Source organism: Streptomyces sp. ISL-98 (assembly GCF_018614055.1).
In the GTDB taxonomy this organism is placed as follows: Bacteria; Actinomycetota; Actinomycetes; order Streptomycetales; family Streptomycetaceae; genus Streptomyces; species Streptomyces spiramyceticus.
The window spans coordinates 39,931-59,735 of sequence record NZ_JAGGPB010000013.1 but is presented as its reverse complement, the minus strand read 5'-3'; the positions used below and the strand labels follow the sequence as shown (position 1 = coordinate 59,735).

General features: G+C 69.5%; 17 protein-coding genes. 7 read left to right on the top strand and 10 right to left on the bottom strand.

Annotation, left to right across the window (positions count from 1 at the left end):
- Positions 1–230 precede the first annotated feature (230 nt).
- Complete coding sequence (locus J7I98_RS09590; RefSeq protein ID WP_214920197.1) at positions 231–2,081, top strand: SpoIIE family protein phosphatase; 1,851 nt, start codon at positions 231–233, stop codon at positions 2,079–2,081.
- 101 nt (positions 2,082–2,182) lie between these two features.
- On the opposite strand, the gene J7I98_RS09585 is transcribed toward J7I98_RS09590, so the two are convergent.
- On the bottom strand, positions 2,183–4,474 hold the full coding sequence (locus J7I98_RS09585; protein WP_214920196.1) for a transglycosylase domain-containing protein: 2,292 nt from the start codon (positions 4,472–4,474) through the stop codon (positions 2,183–2,185).
- A 314-nt stretch (positions 4,475–4,788) separates the two neighbouring features.
- Between J7I98_RS09585 and J7I98_RS09580 the strand changes: the two genes are divergently transcribed.
- From J7I98_RS09580 to J7I98_RS09570, 3 genes are all read left to right on the top strand, one after another.
- Positions 4,789–5,682 carry an SPFH domain-containing protein gene (locus tag J7I98_RS09580; RefSeq protein WP_251020411.1) on the top strand — a complete coding sequence of 298 codons (894 nt, stop codon included), beginning with the start codon at positions 4,789–4,791 and terminating at the stop codon, positions 5,680–5,682.
- Positions 5,679–5,927, top strand: coding sequence for a hypothetical protein (locus J7I98_RS09575; RefSeq protein ID WP_214920194.1), 249 nt, complete (start codon positions 5,679–5,681; stop codon positions 5,925–5,927). The genes J7I98_RS09580 and J7I98_RS09575 overlap by 4 nt, the downstream gene beginning before the upstream one ends.
- A gap of 239 nt (positions 5,928–6,166) precedes the next feature.
- Entirely contained in the window at positions 6,167–6,691 is a 525-nt protein-coding gene (locus J7I98_RS09570; RefSeq protein ID WP_214920193.1) for a PadR family transcriptional regulator, read from the top strand.
- A 30-nt stretch (positions 6,692–6,721) separates the two neighbouring features.
- On the opposite strand, the gene J7I98_RS09565 is transcribed toward J7I98_RS09570, so the two are convergent.
- The gene (locus tag J7I98_RS09565; protein WP_214920367.1) at positions 6,722–7,666 is read right to left on the bottom strand and encodes a hydrogen peroxide-inducible genes activator; all 945 of its coding nucleotides are present in this window, start codon (positions 7,664–7,666) and stop codon (positions 6,722–6,724) included.
- Between the two features lie 142 nt (positions 7,667–7,808).
- Here J7I98_RS09565 and J7I98_RS09560 point away from each other — a divergent pair, with 142 nt between their 5' ends.
- Entirely contained in the window at positions 7,809–8,363 is a 555-nt protein-coding gene (locus tag J7I98_RS09560; RefSeq protein WP_214920192.1) for a peroxiredoxin, read from the top strand.
- Positions 8,364–8,366: 3 nt separating this feature from the next.
- A complete protein-coding gene (locus J7I98_RS09555) occupies positions 8,367–8,900 on the top strand; it encodes an alkyl hydroperoxide reductase (protein WP_214920191.1) in 534 nt (177 codons plus the stop codon).
- Positions 8,901–8,968: 68 nt separating this feature from the next.
- Here the strand turns inward: J7I98_RS09555 and J7I98_RS09550 are convergent, their stop codons facing one another.
- The 5 genes from J7I98_RS09550 to J7I98_RS09530 form a co-directional block, all read right to left on the bottom strand.
- On the bottom strand, positions 8,969–9,709 hold the full coding sequence (locus tag J7I98_RS09550; protein ID WP_214920190.1) for a hypothetical protein: 741 nt from the start codon (positions 9,707–9,709) through the stop codon (positions 8,969–8,971).
- Complete coding sequence (locus J7I98_RS09545) at positions 9,706–11,061, bottom strand: AI-2E family transporter (RefSeq protein WP_251020383.1); 1,356 nt, start codon at positions 11,059–11,061, stop codon at positions 9,706–9,708. The genes J7I98_RS09550 and J7I98_RS09545 overlap by 4 nt, the downstream gene beginning before the upstream one ends.
- 109 nt (positions 11,062–11,170) lie before the next feature.
- Positions 11,171–11,923: a lytic transglycosylase domain-containing protein gene (locus J7I98_RS09540; RefSeq protein ID WP_214920189.1), complete on the bottom strand. Its 753-nt coding sequence runs from the start codon at positions 11,921–11,923 to the stop codon at positions 11,171–11,173.
- Between the two features lie 387 nt (positions 11,924–12,310).
- Entirely contained in the window at positions 12,311–13,633 is a 1,323-nt protein-coding gene (locus J7I98_RS09535) for a PhoH family protein (protein WP_214920188.1), read from the bottom strand.
- A 329-nt stretch (positions 13,634–13,962) separates the two neighbouring features.
- Entirely contained in the window at positions 13,963–14,724 is a 762-nt protein-coding gene (locus J7I98_RS09530; RefSeq protein ID WP_093799295.1) for an isoprenyl transferase, read from the bottom strand.
- A gap of 169 nt (positions 14,725–14,893) precedes the next feature.
- On the opposite strand from J7I98_RS09530, the gene mgrA reads away from it, so the two are divergent.
- Complete coding sequence (mgrA, locus tag J7I98_RS09525) at positions 14,894–15,931, top strand: L-glyceraldehyde 3-phosphate reductase (protein WP_214920187.1); 1,038 nt, start codon at positions 14,894–14,896, stop codon at positions 15,929–15,931.
- 341 nt (positions 15,932–16,272) lie between these two features.
- Here mgrA and J7I98_RS09520 read toward each other — a convergent pair whose 3' ends face one another.
- The 3 genes from J7I98_RS09520 to J7I98_RS09510 form a co-directional block, all read right to left on the bottom strand.
- Positions 16,273–16,581 carry a helix-turn-helix domain-containing protein gene (locus J7I98_RS09520; protein ID WP_214920365.1) on the bottom strand — a complete coding sequence of 103 codons (309 nt, stop codon included), beginning with the start codon at positions 16,579–16,581 and terminating at the stop codon, positions 16,273–16,275.
- Positions 16,582–16,678: 97 nt separating this feature from the next.
- Positions 16,679–18,199, bottom strand: a complete 1,521-nt coding sequence (locus tag J7I98_RS09515; RefSeq protein ID WP_214920186.1) for a DUF2079 domain-containing protein — start codon at positions 18,197–18,199, stop codon at positions 16,679–16,681.
- Between the two features lie 328 nt (positions 18,200–18,527).
- The gene (locus tag J7I98_RS09510) at positions 18,528–19,655 is read right to left on the bottom strand and encodes a chemotaxis protein (protein WP_214920185.1); all 1,128 of its coding nucleotides are present in this window, start codon (positions 19,653–19,655) and stop codon (positions 18,528–18,530) included.
- Between the last annotated feature and the right edge of the window lie 150 nt (positions 19,656–19,805).

Sequence of the window (19,805 nt, the reverse complement as noted above, 5' to 3'; positions counted from 1 at the left end):
CCCGGTACCAACACCGAGCGCAGAGCAGGAACTGACCATATGTCACCACAGGGGGGTGGAGCCGTGCCCGAGAACAACTCCGGTACGTCCAGGGCCTGCCACCCTGCCGAAGCCGCCCACAGCGCCCTTGTTTCGGCTTGGGGTCCGGGGGTTATCCCCCGGGAAAGGGCGGCATCGCCACACCTGGCGACCGCATCGCACAAGCTCTCCGGACGGACGGAACCCCACGCGTGACGGAGCACCAGTCCACCTCGCACGAAGGCCGGCGGCCTCTGGTCGCCAGGCCGCACGAGCGCACCCGGCCACGGCAGGAGGAGGCTCCCTCGGCGACGCCAGGACCCGCGGCCGTTCCCGCGCCCGCCACCGGCGGCGGAGTGCCGGATCCCGCCGCGATTGCCCGAAGTGAGGGAGACCGGCTCCGGTTCGTGGGGGCGGCGACGCGGCGCATCGCGCGCGGTATCGACCTCGACGAGATCGTCCTCGGCCTGTGCCGGGCTTCCGTGCCGACGTTCACCGACGCGATCCTCGTCTACCTCCGCGATCCGCTGCCGGTCGGCGACGAGCGCCCCGCCGTGCCGTTCATGCTCCGCCTGCGCCGTACCGACCGGCTGCGTTTAGCCGACGACGGAGCCGAAGAGCTGGACCTGCAGGCCGAGCCGCTGCCCGCGCCCCAGCTGTGCGAGGTGCGCAACGGAGGCGCGCTCGCCGAGGTGCTCAGAGGCGTACGGCCCGTATTCGGCGACTCCGCCTCCGCCCGGGCGGCCCTGCCCGACCTGCTCGGAGACTCCATAGGGGTACCGAGCGGGCGCCGGGCGATCCTCGCGCCACTGCGCGGCCGCCGCCGGGTGATCGGCGCCGCCGTCTTCCTGCGCCGCCCCGAGCGGCCCGCCTTCGAGGCCAACGATCTGCTGGTGGCCGCGCAGCTGGCGACCCACACCGCGCTCGGCATCGACAAAGCCGTGCTGTACGGGCGTGAGGCGTACATCGCCGACGAGCTCCAGCGCACCATGCTGCCGGACTCGCTGCCCCAGCCGACCGGCGTCAAGCTGGCCTCCCGCTACCTCCCGGCCGCCGAGACGGCCCGCGTGGGCGGCGACTGGTACGACGCGATCCCCCTGCCCGGCAGCCGCGTGGCACTCGTCGTCGGCGACGTCATGGGGCACTCCATGACGTCCGCCGCGATCATGGGCCAGCTCCGTACGACGGCCCAGACCCTGGCCGGTCTCGACCTGCCGCCGCAGGAGGTCCTGCACCACCTCGACGAGCAGGCGCAGCGCCTCGGCTCGGATCGCATGGCGACCTGCCTGTACGCCGTGTACGACCCGGTCGCGCACCGGATCACCATCGCCAACGCGGGGCATCCGCCACCCGTCCTGCTGCACCTGGGCGGCCGCGCCGAGGTGCTCCGGGTGCCGCCTGGTGCTCCCATCGGGGTCGGCGGGGTCGACTTCGAGGCGGTGGAGCTGGACGCCCCGGCGGGCGCCACGCTGCTGCTGTACACCGACGGCCTGGTCGAGTCGCGGCTGCGCGACGTGTGGACCGGCATCGAGCAGCTGCGGGAGCGGCTCGCCGCCACCGCGCAGCTGACGGGCCCCGACCACTCGCCGCCGCTGGAGGCGCTCTGCGACGACGTGCTCGACATGCTCGGGCCCGGCGACCGGGACGACGACATCGCGCTGCTCGCCGCCCGCTTCGACGGCATCGCGCCCAGCGATGTCGCGTACTGGTTCCTGGAGCCTGAGGAGCAGGCCCCGGGGCGAGCCCGCAGGCTGGCCCGGCGTGCGCTGGCCCGCTGGGGTCTGGAGGAGCTGAGCGACTCGGTGGAACTGCTGGTCAGCGAGGTGGTGACCAATGCGGTGCGGTACGCGGAGCGGCCCGTGACGCTGCGGCTGCTCCGTACGGACGTACTGCGCTGCGAGGTCGGCGACGACTCGCCGCAGCTGCCGAGACAGCGGCGAGCGCGGGACACGGACGAGGGCGGGCGCGGTCTTTTCCTGGTGAACCGGCTGGCCAGACGGTGGGGCGCTACGCGGCTGTCGTCCGGCAAGGTGGTCTGGTTCGAGCTGGGCACGCGGCCGTAAGTTGCCGACGTCGCATCGGCTGACGGGCGAGATGGTGTGAAAAACGCGTCTGCGGCGCACACCCGAGGGTGTGCGCCGCAGACGCGTTTCAGCTGACTGGATCAGGAGCGGCGCATCGGCCAGTCGTCGCGGTCCCTGTCGCCACCGGTGGTGCCGTCCGTGGTGCCGCCGTCCGTGTCCCCGCCGGTGACGCCGCCGTCGGTGTCCCCGCCGGTGTCACCGCCGTCGTCCGGCGGTTCGATCGTGAAGGGCGGACTCGTCGGCGGCGTACTCGGAGTCGACGGGGGCGGGCTGGAGGGCGTCGTCGGCGGCGTGCTCGGAGTCGTCGGCGGCGCGCTGGGCGTCGTCGGGGGCGTGGTGGGCGTGCGGGTCGGGTCCGGGGTGTCGGTCGGCGGGGGCGTATAGATGTCGTCCTCGTCGATCTCCAGGTCGAAGTCGGCGTCGGAGCCGCCGCCCAGGGCGCCCAGGGTGTAGTCGGCCCAGATCTTGGCCGGGAAACCGCCACCGTTGGCGCGGCCGGCATTGGCCGTACCGGTCAGGGAGACCTGCTTGCCGCCGTCCGCGGACTCACCGAAGAGGGCTACGGCGGTGGAGATTTCGGGGGTGTAGCCGACGAACCAGGCGGACCGGTTCTTCTCCGAAGTACCGGTCTTGCCCGCCGCGTTGAAGGCGGGCGTGTTGGCCTCGTACCCCGTACCGCTCCTCACGACTCCGGTCAGCACCTTGGTGACGCTGTCCGCCGCCGAGCGGCTGATCACCTGCTCGCCGACCGGCTCGGGCATCTCGACCTTGCCGCCCTCGCGGTCCTTGTGCTCCGCGAGCTTCACGATGGACGGCTCGACCTTCTTGCCGTGGTTGTCGAGCGTCGCGTAGACGCCCGCCATGTCCATCGTGCTGGCGCCCATCACACCGAGGGACATGGCAGGACGCTCGTCGAAGCCGCCCTTGTCCTCCATGCCCATGTTGAGCGCGGTCTCCTTCACCCGGTCCGGGCCGACATCCACGAGCATCTGCGCGAAGACCGAGTTGACCGACTTGTTCATCGCCTGCTGGACGGAGATGGGGCCGTAGCTCTTGCCCAGGTCGTTCTGCGGGGCGAAGGCGGTGTTGCTGCCCTCGACGGGGCGCCTGCTGGTGCCGTCGTAGATCGTGTTGGGCGTGATCGGCTCGTCGTCCTGGGTCCTGGAGTTGCTGTCCAGGGCGGAGGCGAGGACGACGGGCTTGAAGGTCGAGGCCGGCTGGTAGTCGGAGCGCGTGGCGTTGGAGATCCAGTGCTTCGTGGCGTCCTGGCCGCCGTACAGCGCGACGACCTTGCCGGTCTTCGGGTCCACCGAGGTCGCGCCCGCCTGGAGGGTCGCGTCGACCTTGTTCTTCTTGCGGTCCAGCTTGGAGTCCAGCTGGCGCTTGACGGCCTTCTCCAGCGCCTTCTGCCGCTTCTGGTCGATGTTGAGCGTGATCGTCCAGCCGCCCGCGTCGATCTCGGCCTCGCTGACGCCCTGCTTCTTGAGCTCGTCCTTCGCCGCCTTGACCATGTATCCGGTCTGGCCCTCCATGCCGGGGGCGCCCTTGGGGTCCATCGGCCTGGCGAACTTCAGACCGGCGCGCTCGGCCTGGTCGAGCTTGTTCATCTCGACCATGTTGTCGAGTACGTAGTTCCAGCGCTCGGTCACCAGCTTCTTGCTGGTCGGGCTGGCCAGCGCCCAGTCGTACTGATTGGGGGCCTGGAGGAGCGCGGCGAGGTACGCGCCCTGCTCGAGGGTCAGCTTCTCGGCGTCGACGCCGTAGTACGCCTGGGCCGCGGCCTGGATTCCGTAGGCTCCGCGGCCGAAGTAGTTGGTGTTGAGGTACCCGGCGAGGATCTCCGGCTTACTCTTCTTCCGGTCCACCTTGATCGAGATCACAAGCTCCTTGAGCTTGCGGGAGACCGTCTGGTCCTGGGTCAGGTAGTAGTTCTTGACGTACTGCTGGGTGATGGTCGAGCCACCCTGCTTGCCCTTGCCCGTGAGGGTGTTGAGCAGGCCGCGGGCGGTGCCCTTGAAGTCGACGCCGGAGTCCTTGTAGAAGTTCTGGTTCTCGGCGGCGATGAAGGCGGTCTGGACGTCCTTCGGTATCTGGTCGAGGCCGACGATCTCCCGGTTGACCTGGCCTGTGCGGGCCATGATCTTGCCGTTGCTGTACTTGTACACGTTGCTCTGAAGCTCGGCCTCGGCGTTGGCCGTGGGCACGGGCACGTACACATAGAGGGCCACGAAGGCAGCCATCAGGAGCAGGCAGAGCCCGAAGAAGGTGCCCAGCATCTTCTTCCAGGTGAAGAAGCGGCGTATGCCTCCCGCCTTCTTCTTCGCCCGGCGCGCACCACGCTTCCGGTCCTGTCTCGCTTCTGCTCGGCCCATTGCTCCGTAACTCCACTCATCGAGCCCCCGGATGTCAGCTCAGAAAGCTAACACCGCACGTGTGGACAAAGCGCTGCCGATCCGACCTTTTCCGGACGTGAGAATCAGCACCCATCTCTCTGGAACCGACTCATGAGAGCGCTTGAGGGTTGCGAAGGGGCTCGCACAGGTTTACGGTGCGGCTTAAAGTGATATCACTTTGCTAGGCACGCACGTACGACGAAAACGGGGGGACCTGAATGTCCAGGACCAGCACGACCGCCGGCACGACCACCGGCGCGACCGGCGTGTCCGCACCGCACGACCTGCCCGACATGCCTGTGCCACGCGTCCGGGAAACCGCCGCCCACAGCATCGGCGGCGGCCTCGCTCTCCTCCTCGGCCTGCTCGGCCTCCTCGCGGGGGCGGGCCTCATAGCCGCCGGCGCGACGCTCGCCTCGACCGGACCGAAGCTGGCCCTGATCATCCTCGGCCTACTGGTGGCGTTCGCCGCCTTCCTCGCGATGTGCGGCCTCAACATGGTCGCGCCGGGCGAGGCCCGCGTGGTCCAGCTCTTCGGCCGCTACCGCGGCACGATCCGCACCGACGGACTGCGCTGGGTGAACCCGCTGACCACGCGGTCGAAGATCTCCACCCGGATCAGGAACCACGAGACGCCGGTCCTCAAGGTCAACGACGCCTACGGCAACCCGATCGAGCTCGCGGCGGTCGTGGTCTGGAAGGTGGAGGACACGGCGCAGGCGACGTTCGAGGTCGACGACTTCCTGGAGTTCGTCGCCACCCAGACCGAGGCCGCCGTACGCCACATCGCCATCGAGTACCCGTACGACGCCCACGACGAGGACGGCCTGTCGCTTCGAGGCAACGCCGAGGAGATCACCGAGAAGCTCGCGGTCGAACTGCACGCGCGGGTGGAGGCAGCCGGGGTGCACATCATCGAGTCCCGCTTCACGCATCTCGCGTACGCGCCCGAGATCGCGTCGGCAATGCTTCAGCGGCAGCAGGCCGGTGCGGTTGTCGCTGCGCGCAAGCAGATCGTGGAGGGTGCGGTGGGGATGGTCGAGATGGCCCTCACCCGGATCGCCGAGCAGGACATCGTCGAGCTCGACCCCGAGCGCAAGGCGGCGATGGTCAGCAACCTGATGGTGGTGCTGTGCGGCGACCGGGCGGCGCAGCCCGTACTCAATACGGGCACCCTGTACCAGTGACGAACGAAAATCCCCGGCCCCGGAAGCAGGTGCTGCTGCGGCTGGATCCGGCGGTGTACGACGCGCTGGCCCGCTGGGCGTCGGACGAGCTGCGCAGCGCGAACGCGCAGATCGAGTTCCTGCTGCGGCGGGCGCTGGCGGAGAGCGGCCGGCTGCCGGGGGGCGCGGCACCGATCCGCCGCCGGGGGCGCCCCCCGAAGGCGACGCCGGATTCCGCCCCCGAGCCGGAACCCCCTGCGGGGTAGGGGTGCGGGCGGCGCCTGCGGCGCTTGCTCCCCTTCCCACCCCTTCCCGAAGTCCTCAATCGCCGGACGGGCTGATCCTTCAGCCGTCCGGCGATTGAGGACCGGGGTCTGGGGTGGAGCCCCCGCGCGGTGGCGGCCGCAAAATGTCACAGCGGAAGGGGCGGGGTGGGGAAGAAAGGCCGCCGCAGGCGCCCCGCGGCTATACACGCCATGTATACGCACCACGTATCGTGCACCGCATGTCAATCGGCCACACCCTCCTCGGCCTCCTGGAATCCGGCCCCCGCCACGGCTACGACCTCAAACGCACCTTCGACGACAAGTTCGGCCACGACCGCCCCCTCCACTACGGCCAGGTCTACTCGACCATGTCCCGCCTCCTCAAAAACGGTCTCGTCGAGGTCGACGCCATCGAGGCCGGTGCCGGCCCCGAGCGCAAGCGTTACGCCATCACCGACGCCGGCATCACCGACGTCGAGCAGTGGCTCGCCCAGCCCGAGAAGCCCGAGCCGTACCTCCAGTCGACCCTCTACACCAAGGTCGTCCTCGCGCTCCTCACCGGACGCAGCGCCACCCGTCTCCTCGACACCCAGCGCACCGAGCACCTGCGCATGATGCGCAGCCTCGTCGAACGCAAGCGCCGGGGCGACCTCGCCGACCAGCTCATCTGCGACCACGCTCTTTTCCACCTCGAAGCCGACCTGCGCTGGCTGGAAGTCGCCGCCGCGCGCATCGACAGGCTCGCCTCCGAGGTACGCGCATAGGTCACCCCGCGCCGCACCCCACCCGGTCAGTCACCCCGAGCCCGCCACCACGCGCACCGGCAACCGCCTCATCGCCTCCCGCAGCGCCTGCGCGAACGTCTCGAACTCGCTCTGCCGCGCCGCCCCCGCCCGCATCGCCAGCGCCACCCGCCGCGACGGAGCCGGGTCGGCGAAGTAGCCCGTGACCAGCTGGTCGTTGCGGTCCGTCTCGACCCTGACCGCCGTGCGCGGCAGCAGCGTCACCCCGAGCCCGCCCGCGACCAGTTGCACGAGCGTCGACAGGCCGGCCGCGGTCGTGGTGACCGGCGCACCCTCCGTACGGCCCGCCTCGCGGCAGATGTCGAGCGCCTGGTCGCGCAGACAGTGCCCCTCGTCCAGCAGCAGCAGATGCAGCTCCTTGAGCGCGTCGCGCGGAATGTCACCGCGCCCGCCCAGCCAGTGGTTCTGCGGCGTGACCAGCACGAAGTCCTCGTCGAACAGCGGCAGTTCGGTCACCCCGGGCACCCCGAGCGGCACGGCGAGCAGCAGCAGGTCGAGCCGCCCGGCCGCCAGTCCCTCCAGCAGCGAGGACGTCTGTTCCTCGTGCACCTGAAGGTCCAGGTCCGGATACCTCTCGTGTACGAGCGTGAGCACCGTCGGCAACAGATACGGCGCGACGGTCGGGATCACCCCGAGCCTGAGCACCCCCGTGAAGGGCGCCCGTACCGCCTCGGCCTCCTCCAGCAGCTCACCGACCGCATCGAGCACCGCCTTGGCCCGCACCGCGAGCCGCTCCCCCGCCGGAGAGAGCAGCACCTTGCGCGTCGTACGCTCGACGAGTTGAACACCCAGGGTTTCCTCCAGCGCGGAGACCGCCCCGGAGAGCGCCGGCTGGCTCATGCCGATCGCGGCGGCCGCGTCCCGGAAGTGCAGATACTCGGCGACGGCCGCGAAGGCGCGCAGCTGCGCCAACGTGGGCTGCTTGCCCCTGTTCATTACGGCCACTGATAGCCACCTCCGATCGGATCAAGCCAGTCTAGCTATTTCTGTGATCAATGACTGCTGTGCCACTGTGGGGATCCGTCCAACCCCCAGGGAGCTCCTGTAACGGGAGTTCCTTCTTTTGCAAGGAGAGCGCGTGCTCACTGTTGGTGACCAGTTCCCCACGTACGACCTCACTGCCTGCGTCTCCCTGGAGACCGGCAAGGAGTTCGAGCAGATCAACCACAAGTCCTACGAGGGCAAGTGGCGCGTCGTCTTCGCGTGGCCCAAGGACTTCACCTTCGTCTGCCCGACCGAGATCGCAGCTTTCGGCAAGCTGAACGACGAGTTCGCCGACCGTGACGCGCAGGTCCTCGGCTTCTCCGGCGACTCCGAGTTCGTGCACCACGCCTGGCGCAAGGACCACCCGGACCTGACCGACCTGCCTTTCCCGATGCTGGCCGACTCGAAGCACGAGCTCATGCGTGACCTCGGCATCGAGGGCGAGGACGGCTTCGCGCAGCGCGCCGTCTTCATCGTCGACCCGAACAACGAGATCCAGTTCACGATGGTGACCGCCGGTTCCGTGGGCCGTAACCCCAAGGAGGTCCTCCGGGTCCTCGACGCGCTCCAGACCGACGAGCTGTGCCCGTGCAACTGGACCAAGGGCGAGAACACCCTCGACCCGGTCGCGCTGCTGGCCGGTGAGTGACCCATGGCCCTCGACGAGCTGAAGTCCGCCGTACCGGACTACGCCAAGGACCTGCGCCTGAACCTCGGCTCGGTCATCGGCAACAGCGACCTCCCGCAGCAGCAGCTGTGGGGCACGGTCCTGGCCTGCGCGATCGCTTCGCGCTCGCCGAAGGTGCTGCGTGAGCTGGAGCCGGAGGCGAAGGCCAACCTCTCCGCCGAGGCGTACACCGCGGCGAAGTCCGCGGCCGCGGTCATGGCGATGAACAACGTCTTCTACCGCACGCGCCACCTGCTCTCCGACCCGGAGTACGGGACGCTGCGCGCCGGTCTGCGGATGAACGTCATCGGCAACCCGGGCGTCGAGAAGGTCGACTTCGAGCTGTGGTCGCTCGCGGTCTCCGCGATCAACGGCTGCGGCCAGTGCCTGGACTCGCACGAGCAGGTCCTGCGCAAGGCGGGTGTCGAGCGCGACACCATCCAGGAGGCGTTCAAGATCGCCGCGGTGATCCAGGCCGTCGGCGTGACCCTCGACTCCGAGGCCGTCCTGGCCGAGTAGTCAGCTGTATGTGTACGAGGGAAGGGCCCCGCGGACATCGCGTCTGCGGGGCCCTTCTCGCGTTCACGTCAGCGCTTGAGCGCGGCCATGAGATCGCGCATGTCCTCGATCATGAGAGGCGGAAGCGCGGACATGTCCGGCTCGGGCTCCGCGTCCTCCGACGGGCCCTCGTCTTCCCCGAAGTACTCGTCGATGCTCGGCGTGATGTGAAGGTCGATCACGGCGCCGCCGTCCAGCACCCTCAGGCGCGGACCTTCGATCCCCACGGGCGGCAGCAGATACGCCTTCTCGCCGAGGCCCGGGACTTCCTCGGTCCTGGCAGGCACACCGTCGCCCCAGACGGGCTGGCCGAGAATGGCCGCGAACTCCGGCTCCGGGTCGGTCTTCTTGTGCAGTTCGGCCACTAGGTCGACCTTGTAGCTCACCATGAACCCTCCGTCCTTGGGCAGGTCTCCCGCCGACGGGAAGTGCACCTCGCAGGCGACCCTGTCCAGGGCGCTGTGCTCACTCACCATTTCGAGCGGGTCGGCGGACTTCTTCCCCAGGCTCAGCTCCAGGCCCGCCAGCTCAGCCTTCTCGCACAGCCCCTTGCCCAGCCGGTACCCCCGCGTATCCGGACCCGGCTCCGCGCCGGTCGCGCCGGTCGCATGCAGCCCGCCTGCCCAGACCGCCGACGCGGTCAGCGCTCCGCCCACGGCCCAGAGCCACGGCCGACGTCCGCGCGGCGTGCCGCGGTGTTCCTCACTCGTAAGCGTCTCGGGCTCCGGCGAAGCCGGAAAGTCCCCCACCATCTCCGGCTCGAAAATCATTCCTGGCCCTCTGCCCTCACACCGGCCACCGGCACCGAAACGGGAACCGGCTCGGGCTCCGGCGCCGCGCGCAGTGCCGTCTCCATGCTGTACGCCCGCAAGTAGCCGACCACCGTATTGGTCACCGCCACCAGCGGCACCGCCACCACCGCGCCGCCGATGCCCGCGACCAGGCCGCCCGCCGCGACCGCGAGGACGACGGCCAGCGGATGCACCCGCACCGCGCGGCCCAGGATGAACGGCTGGAGTACGTGGCCCTCGATCTGCTGTACGGCCAGTACGACCACCAGCACCATCAGCGCCGTGAAGACGCCCTGGGTCACCAGCGCGACGACGACCGCCAGGGCCCCCGACATCACGGCGCCGACCAGCGGGATGAACGCGAACAGGAAGATGAAGACGGCGAGCGGCACCGCCATCGGGACGTCGAGGAAGTAGATCCCGAGTCCGATGAAGATCGCGTCGATCAGGGCCACTATCACCGTGCCCCGCACGTACGCGGTGAGCGTGCGCCACGCGCGCGGGCCCGCGCCCGCGACGCCGGGCCGGGCCTGGGCCGGGACCAGCTTGAGCGACCACTCCCAGATGCGCTTCCCGTCGTACAGCAGGAAAAGCGTCGAGAACATCGCGAGCAGAATGCCGGTGAGGACCTCGACCATCACGGTGACGCCCTGGAGGCCCGCCGAGGTGATCGCCTCGGTGTTGGTGCCGACCGCGTCGCTCAGATTCTTCGCGATGTCGTTGATCTGGTCTTCGGTGACATGGAACGGGCTGTTGAGCAGCCAGCGTTTGGTCTCCTCGATGCCGTCCTTGAGGCGGTCGGAGAGGTTGTCGATGTTCTCCATGACCTGCCACACCACGAACCAGCCGACCAGGCCCATGATCACGAAGCCGAGGATCGCGGTGACGGCGGTGGCGAGGCCGCGCGGCAGGCCGATCCTCTTCAGGCGTGCGACCGTCGGCTGGAGCATCGCCGTGACGAGCAGGGCAGCGACGAAGGCAAGAACCACCAGCTCTACGGCACTGATGATCCTCATCAGCACCCAGAGCGTGCCCGCCAGTACGAGCAGCCGCCAGCCCGCCTCGGCCGCGACGCGCATCCCCCACGGGACGGCGGCGACCGGGTCGGGCCTGGCGGCGACGGCGGGGGCGTAGGAGGGCGGCGCGGGGACGTGATCGATGCCGGTGGACTCCGGGGCGCCGGATGCGAGCGCGCCGGCACCGGGCACGGCGTCGGCCTCCGCCTCGGCATCGGCCTCGGCGCGGCGCTCGTTCAGGCGCTCTCCGATCCGGGTCAGCCCGGCGCCCATCCGGCCGAGCCATCCCGGCTGTGGCTGTGGCTGTGCAGACATGTCGTTCTCTCTTCCCCCACTACCCGCTGGTCGGTCCCGACCGTACACGTGCCGAAGCCCCCCACCGTAGGACGGTGAGGGGCTCGGTGAAGTTGAGCGTCTTCCGGTACTAGTACCAGTTGTTGGCCTGCCAGAACGACCAGGCGCCGCACGGGCTGCCGTAGCGGTCGTCCATGTAGCTCAGGCCCCACTTTATCTGGGTGGCCGGGTTGGTCTGCCAGTCGGCGCCGGCGGACGACATCTTGGAGCCCGGCAGAGCCTGCACGAGGCCGTAGGCACCGGACGAGGGATTGCTCGCCTGGTAGTTCCACGTGGACTCGTGGTTCACGATGTTGCTGAAGCACTGGAACTGGTCGGCCGGAACCATCTGCCGCGCCATGGCCTGGACCTCGGCGACGGTGTAGGAGCTCTTGGCGGAGAAGCTGGACGCATCACGCGTCTCGGAGCGGCTGGCCTTCTCCTCGGCCTCGCGCTCCTTGGCCTCCTCGGCGGCCTTGGCTGCCTTCTCGGCGGCCTCGATCTTCGCCTCGGCGGCTTCCTTCTTCGACTTTGCGTCCTTGGCCGCCTGGAGGCGGGCCGATTCCTCGGCGGACTTCTTCGCGGTTGCGTCGGCCGCGTACGCCTGCGCGTCGGCCTGCTGCGCCAGGGACGCGGTCTGTACCTGGGCCTGCTGACCGGCAGGGATGTCTGCGAGGAGCGTCGTGTCGGCTGCGGTCGCCTCGAAGTTGTCGTTCGAGGGCTGAGTGTCGCCCGAGGCGACGCCCACAACGGCGCCGACAGTGGTGACCGCAGTAGCCGAAGCCACGGCGAATCCCCGGACCGAGATCCGGCTCACACGGTTTCCTTCCAGCAGCGCCCGCATGGGTGACCTCGCGGACGCAATCGTGCCCCTGGCACTGGCCTCCCCTATTTCTAGGTCACAGGAGGCGCGGACCCGGTGGGCAACTCCCTTGCGGGGAGCGCCGCGTAGTGACTCGGGCGGCATACGGCAACGGCTGTTGAGTTGTGTGGTGCGACGTCCCTTGCGGGACGCGATGTGCAGGTGTGCCGTATGCGGGGCCTGACGGAAGCAAGACTCTGCCGGAAGCAGCCGCCGGGAAGCAATTCTCCGTTGAGTGTGAAAGCTCACACGCCGTTTGGACCAGGGGATTTACGGAAACCTGGGTGCAGCACGGCGCCGCCCGGCTAGGATTCTGCGCTTTGCCGGGCGGCGCCAACTACCTTTCCCCCTGTATGGGGTTATGGGGGTTCAGATGTGCACGTCCTCCAGCATTTCGGTCACCAGCGCGGCGATCTGCGAGCGCTCCGAGCGGGTGAGGGTGACATGCGCGAAGAGCGGATGGCCCTTCAACTTCTCGACGACGGCGACCACTCCGTCGTACCGGCCGACCCTCAGGTTGTCGCGCTGTGCGACGTCATGAGTCAGCACAACCCGCGAATTTGCCCCGATCCTGGACAGAACGGTCAACAGGACGTTCCGCTCCAGTGACTGGGCCTCGTCGACGATCACGAACGCGTCGTGCAGCGAGCGGCCCCTGATGTGCGTGAGCGGCAGCACTTCGAGCATGCCGCGCCCCAGCACTTCCTCGATCACCTCACGGCCCGCGACGGCCGACAGCGTGTCGAAGACCGCCTGCGCCCAGGGGCTCATCTTCTCGGACTCGGAGCCGGGCAGATAGCCGAGCTCCTGCCCGCCCACCGCGTACAACGGCCGGAAGACCATCACCTTCTTGTGCTGCCGGCGCTCCAGCACGGCCTCCAGACCCGCACACAGCGCCAGCGCCGACTTGCCGGTGCCTGCCCGGCCTCCCATCGAGACGATGCCGACGTCCGGGTCGAGGAGGAGGTCCAGAGCTATCCGCTGCTCGGCACTGCGCCCGTGGATGCCGAAGGCCTCCCGGTCGCCGCGTACGAGCCTGACCGTTCCTTCTGCGGTGACCCGGCCCAGCGCCTTGCCGCGCTCGGACTGGATCACCAGTCCGGTGTGCACGGGCAGGTCCGCGGCGGCCGGCTCGTACACCGTCTCCTCGGTGTACAGCAGGTCCACCTGCTCGGCGGAGAGCGGCAGTTCCGCCATACCGGTCCAGCCGGAGTCGGTGATGGCGAGCTCTGCCCGGTACTCCTCGGCGAGCAGCCCGACCGAGGACGCCTTGATCCTCAGCGGCAGGTCTTTCGATACGACCGTTACGTCGAAGCCCTCGGCCTGGAGATTGCGTGCGACCGCCAGGATCCGGGAGTCGTTGTCCCCCAATCGATAGCCGGCCGGAAGCACGCCGGGATCGGAGTGGTTGAGCTCGACACGGAGGGACCCGCCCAGGTCGCCCACCGGAATCGGGGCGTCGAGGCGTCCGTACCGGACTCGGCAGTCGTCGAGCAGGCGCAGAGCCTGCCGGGCGAAATAGCCCAGTTCGGGATGGTGCCTCTTGGCTTCCAACTCCGTGACCACGACGATCGGGAGCACAACTTCGTGCTCGTCGAATCGGTACATGGCGTTCGGGTCGGCCAGCAGGACGCTGGTGTCGAGAACGTAGGTGCGCCTGTCGGGCATGCGGCGCTTTGTGCTGGTCACCACGGAAGGACGTACCCCCTTTTAGAACCCGCATGAGGTCGGGGTGCGACGGCGTCGCGAGCGTTGGGACCGGGCTCAGGCCACGATGCGCGGGCCGAGCTCCGGCCCTCCGCTTCGTCCACACTCACCGCGTGGTCGTCCTGGTGCAAAGGGCCTCCCGGGCGAGCGGACTTGCCGCTCACTGAGATACGGCGTCCGTGGACCGGACGTCGACCTGGAAGGGGTATTCCCTCGAACAAGCGCCGCCATGCCATGGCATATGACACCTCGTGAGCCGGGAACTTTCCCGGGGCCCTCGGGGTGCTCGCGGAGCGCTCTGCGAGTGGCGGGGATCAGGTCCCGTAACGCCGGTGCCTGGCCGCGTAGTCGCGCAGCGCGCGCAGGAAGTCGACCTTGCGGAAGGCCGGCCAGTGGACCTCGCAGAAGTAGTACTCCGAGTGGGCGCTCTGCCAGAGCATGAAGCCCGAGAGCCGCTGTTCGCCGCTGGTACGGATCACCAGGTCCGGGTCCGGCTGGCCGCGCGTGTAGAGGTGCTCCGAGATGTGTTCGACGTCGACGATCTCGGCGACCTCCTCCAGGGAGGTGCCCTTCTCCGCGTGCTCCAGGAGCAGCGAGCGGACCGCGGCGGCGATCTCCTGACGGCCGCCGTAGCCGACGGCGACATTGACGAGTATCCCGTCGTTGTCGTGCGTGGCCTGCTCGGCTTCCTTCAGTACGGACTGGGTACGGGCGGGCAGCAGATCCAGCGTGCCCACGTGGTGCACCCGCCAGCGGCCGTCGGCGGCCAGCGCGCGGACGGCGTCCTCGATGATCCCCAGGAGCGGGACCAGCTGCTCCTCCGGCCGGTTCAGGTTGTCGGTGGAGAGCATCCAGAGGGTGACGACTTCCACGTCCGTCTCGGCACACCAGCCGAGCAGCTCCTGGATCTTGCTCGCGCCGGCCTTGTGCCCCTGCTCGGGCGTGCCGCCGGAGGCCTTCGCCCAGCGCCGGTTGCCGTCGAGGATGACCCCGATGTGCTTGGGCACCTGGTCGTGATCGAGGCGGCCTTCCACCCGGCGTGCGTAGAGCCTGTACACCAGGTCGCGCAGGTTCACTGGGTCTCACCTCATGGCGTCGTGCGGGTTCGGTACGTCCCCCGGGACCATGCGGCACGCGCGGCTGTCCCCCGCCGACACACGTGCAGTCCCGAAGCCGCCACACTACTGCGCGGGCGTCTCGGCGGCCCAACCCGGCCTGTCACAGGTCCGTGATAAGGAGAGGAATGTGACTGATTCCCCGTTCTACCGCGCCGCCGACGACCGCTACGACTCCATGGAGTACCGGCGGACCGGCCACAGCGGTCTCAAGCTGCCCGCCATCTCTCTCGGCCTCTGGCACAACTTCGGCGACGACCGCCCGCTCGACTCGCAGCGCGCGATTCTGCGCCGCGCCTTCGATCTCGGCGTCACGCATTTCGACCTGGCGAACAACTACGGCCCGCCAGCCGGGTCCGCCGAGCTGAACTTCGGAAAGATCTTCGCGCAGGACTTCGCCCCGTACCGGGACGAGCTGATCATCTCCACGAAGGCCGGCTACCTGATGCACCCGGGCCCGTACGGGGAGTGGGGCTCGCGCAAATACCTGCTGTCCTCGCTGGACGCCTCCCTGTCGCGGATGGGTCTCGATTACGTCGACATCTTCTATTCGCACCGCTTCGACCCGGAGACCCCGCTCGAAGAGACCATGGGCGCACTGGCCACCGCCGTCCGGCAGGGCAAGGCGCTGTACGCCGGCGTCTCGTCGTACAACGCCGAGCAGACTGCCGAGGCGGCTGTGCTGCTCAGGGACATGGGCGTACCGGCGCTGATCCACCAGCCCTCGTACTCGATGATCAACCGCTGGACCGAGGAGGACAGCCTGCTGGACACCCTGGAGGAGGCCGGCATGGGCTGCATCTCCTTCGTGCCGCTCGCCCAGGGCCTGCTCACCGGCAAGTACCTGAAGGGCATCCCGGAGGGCTCGCGCGCCACGCAGGGCAAGTCGCTCGACCCGGGTCTGCTGTCGGACGAGGTCGTACGCCGGCTGAACGGGCTGAACGACATCGCGCAGCGGCGCGGCCAGTCCCTCGCCCAGCTGGCCCTGTCGTGGGTGCTGCGCGACCCGCGCATGACGTCCGCGCTGATCGGTGCGTCGAGTGTGAAGCAGCTGGAGGAGAACGTCGCGGCGCTGGGCGGACCCGCCCTGTCCGACGAGGAGCTGAAGGAGATCGACACCTTCGCGGTCGACACGGCGGGCACCAACATCTGGGCCGGCCGGGGCTGACGGCGGGGTCGGGGGGCAGGCCCCACGGGGCTCGGGGCACAAAAAACGGGCCGGTCCGTGGGGGGGATACGGACCGGCCCGAGGGGGGGTTTCCACCATAACCCTTCGTAAAGGGTGCTTGGTGCCACGCCGTGCCGAAAGGATGCCGCGAATTTTCCCGGCGGGGTGGTGCGGCGGCCGGGAGGCCAGGCGGCACAAGGGAAGAAGGCTTTCTGCGGGAGCCCCGCCCGTACCTCTTTGGGCTGACCCGGCGAGTGGACGCGCCTTGACGCTCCGCTACCGGCCCGGGGTATCAGGGCTGGAAATCGAGGCCGTTGTCGAGGCAGCTTTCGAGGCTCCCTCTACGCGACGCCCTGCTGCTTGGCGGCAAGGATCTGGTCCATGTGCTGACTGGCCCAGGTGCCGAGGGGGCCGAGTGCCGCGTTGAGCCCCTGGCCCATCTCGGTGAGCGAGTACTCGACGCGCGGCGGGACCTCCGGGTACACCTCGCGGTGGACGATGCCGTCCGATTCGAGCTCGCGGAGCTGCTGGATGAGCATTTTCTCGCTGACGCCCGGCACCTGGCGCTTGAGCTCGCCGAAACGGAGCGTGCCGTGGCTGTTCAGCGCCCAGAGGATCAGGGCCTTCCACTTGCCGCCGACGACGTCCATGGCGGCGTCGAGACCGCAGACGTAGGGCCCGGTGTCCTTGCGCACTGCCAACCAGCTCCTCTGTTCGCACAGGTTTTCGACTTCCGAGTGTCCGACTTTACGGGAGTCGGCGGTGGCGCAGCAGGGTCAGACCGTCGCGGGCGGCAACCAGTTCGTAGTCGTATTTCCGCTGAGCGGCGGCGAGTTCGGCCTGCTGCCTGTCGGGCGGGTACGGCCAGTGCCCCCTCGGCAGCGGCCAGGACTCCGCGGGCGTGCGGTCGTGGATGATCCAGTCGGCGGTGGGCGGCGGGGGCCGGCCGGACGCGTCGTACAGCTTCCCGGGGATCGGATAGCTGGGGAACAGGACCACGGTGCAGCGCGAAGTCAGCTGAGGGGCAAGGCGGTTGGAGGCGGCGACCGTCGCGCCGTCGGGGATGCGCCGCAGCAGGTCGCGGGCGGTCTCCACATGGCGGCTGGTGCTCCAGGTCGCTCGCTGGGCGAGCAGCGCGAAGGGGAACGACGGCAGCAGTACGAGCGTCACGGCCACGGCGGCGGCCAGCGAGGCACGCAGATGGCGGCGGGCCAGGGGGTGGGCTGTGCGGGCGTACGGGGTGAGGGCGTCGACCAGGGCCGCGAAGACGATGGGCATGAGGACGACGCTGTAGTGGAACGCCGTGCCCCAGTGGTAGTCGTGCTGCGACAGCATCCGCCAGCCGAGCGTGGGCACCGCGAGCAGCGCGAGCCGTGAGCGCAGCGCGACGAACGCCGTCACGGCGAAGACCAGGACCAGGGTGATGGGCTTCGTGTCGGGGCGCAGTGCGTCGAGGGGCGCCAGGGCGAGGGTGGCCAGGAGGGAGCTGCGGGTGCCTGCGACGTACTGCCCGTAGGCGTACGCCCCTGCGGAGCTGAAGGCCGGGACCAGCACCTTGGTCGCGAGGAGGGTTCCGAGGACGCCGGCGCCGACGGTGGCGATGCCGAGGCGGACGGGTCCCTTCAGCGCGATGTACGCCCCGAGGGCGGCGAGGGTCAGCCCGAGATCCTCCTTGACCAGGAGGAGCGGGAGCCCCCAGGCGACGGCGGAACGCCAGCGCCGGTTGCCGGCCGCGGTGACCGCGAAGGCGAGGAGGGGTACGGCGAAGGCGGCCTCGTGGAAGTCGAAGGCGACGGCGGACGCGATGCCCCAGCTGGCGCCGTACGCGAAGGCGACGGCGTGGGCGGCGGGGCGGCCGAGGGCCCGGGAGGCCCAGCGCGCGAGCGGGACGACGCCGAGGGCGAGGAGGGCCGCCTGGGCGGCGAGGAGGCAGTAGGGGGAGGGCCAGAGGCGGTAGAAGGGCCCGAGGACGGCGAGTACGGGGTGGAAATGGTCGCCGAGGAGGTTGAACCCCTCACCCTTCAAGGGCGCGACGGGTGCGCGGAGTTCGGAGTAGGCGCGGACGGCCTGCTCGAAGATGCCGAGGTCGTAGCCGGTGCTCCGGAGGAGGGCGTGCCGGCGGGCCGAGAGGGTGACGTACAGGAGGAACAGGGCCCCGGCCCATCCCCACTGGAGCGGGAGTGGGCCGGGGAGCCGGCGGCGGCCTGTCCGGTGGATGAGGAGGGAGCGCGGGTCCAGCGCCACCCCGACGTTGAGTTTTGTCCGCATATGAGCGGATCTTAGGCCGGGGGGTGGGCTGAAATCGCCCCTGACACCCGCGCCTTGCCGCCGTGGACATTTCGTGGCTGCCGCCGCGCGATGGGGCAAGCCACCAGGCCTCCGGGACGCCCTTCTGGGGCCCCACGCCCGCAGGGCGGAGTGCCCTCAAAGCACCGGACGGGCTGGATACCTCCAGCCTCTCCGGCGTTTTGAGCAGCAGGGTGTGGGGCGGATCCCCAGGTCGGGAAGGGGCGAGTAGAGGAACAGCCCCGCAAGGCGCGCTCAACGGGGTCAATACCGGGCGTGCCCTGCGGGGGTCAGTACGCCCCCTGCGGGGTCAGTACCGAAGCGCCGCCGCCACTCCCTCCGCTTCCTTCAGCGTCTCGTCCGGGACGAAGACGACCTTGCCGTCCGCCGACAGCACCGACTCGACCAGCGAGTCGACAATGTCCTCCTCCACACCCTCCGCACCGGCGCCCTCCCCCGCGTCCAGCAGGGTGAGCTTGGCGCGTTCGGCGCCTTCCACCGTTTCGGGGCGTGCGGTGACCCGCAGGCCCTCCTCGACCACCAGCAGCGAGATCCGGCCCTCGCCCGCCGCCTGCCACGCCTCCTGCACGCCCGCCGCGTAGCGCTTGCCACTGCGGGACGCGTCCAGGTCGCGCATGGCCCCCGCCGTCTCGGCCTCCGCCATGGCGCGGCGGGGCGCGGCCAGCTGGGCCGACATCTCCGCAGGCGTGGTCGTCAGCAGGCCGCCCACCTCCAGCTCTGCGGCCACCGACTTCCCGTGGCGGCTGACCTCGCGGAACGCCGCGATGTGCCTGCGCAGCCCCACCAGGATGACCGGCAGGCTGTTCTCGCCCTGGAGCAGCGGGGTGAGCTTCTTGTCGGCCTCGCCGAGCATGTTGCGGAAGTCCTGGAGGACCCACTGGTCACCCCCGGCGCTCGGCGCCACCTCGCGCTCCGCACCCGACGTGACCACCGGGAAGCCGCTGTCGCCACGGACCTCGGTGACCTGGTCGCCGAGCCCGCGCCACAGCCGGACCTCGCCATTGCTGAGTACGAGCGCCAGGTACGGCCGCTCCCGCGCCGCCGAAGCGACGAGGTTGCGGGTGAGGTACGTCGTATTGATGACGATGCGCTCAGGCACGCTCGTACTGAGCATGAAGGTGTGGTGTTCGTCCGCCGACGCGTAGACGACCAGGCCGTCGAGGAACCGCTCGGGGTCGAGCTCGTCCGCGACGGCGGCCAGCTGCTGGGACACCGCGACCGCGTGCGTACGGGTGACGTCGGGGTCGTCGGCGAGGCGCTTGTTGACGTCGGCGAGCAGATTGCGGAGCCGGATGTCGTCCTGCTGGCTCTGCGGCCAGATGCGGTTCGTGGGCAGCGTGACCGACACCGCCGGGTAGACACGGGGCTTGCGCAGGTCGGCGAGCAGTTCCGGGGTGGGGCGGGTCGGCTGCGTCATCGAGGCACTCCTGGCTGCGGCTGCGGCTTTGGATCGCGGGCGGACGGCTTCCCGCGCCGCCCGTCCGTTCGTCACTCTTCATGGCAACTTCTCACGATTGCGCCATCGGCGCGCGCGGTCCAGAGGGTCACGCCGCCAGGAAGCCCTCAG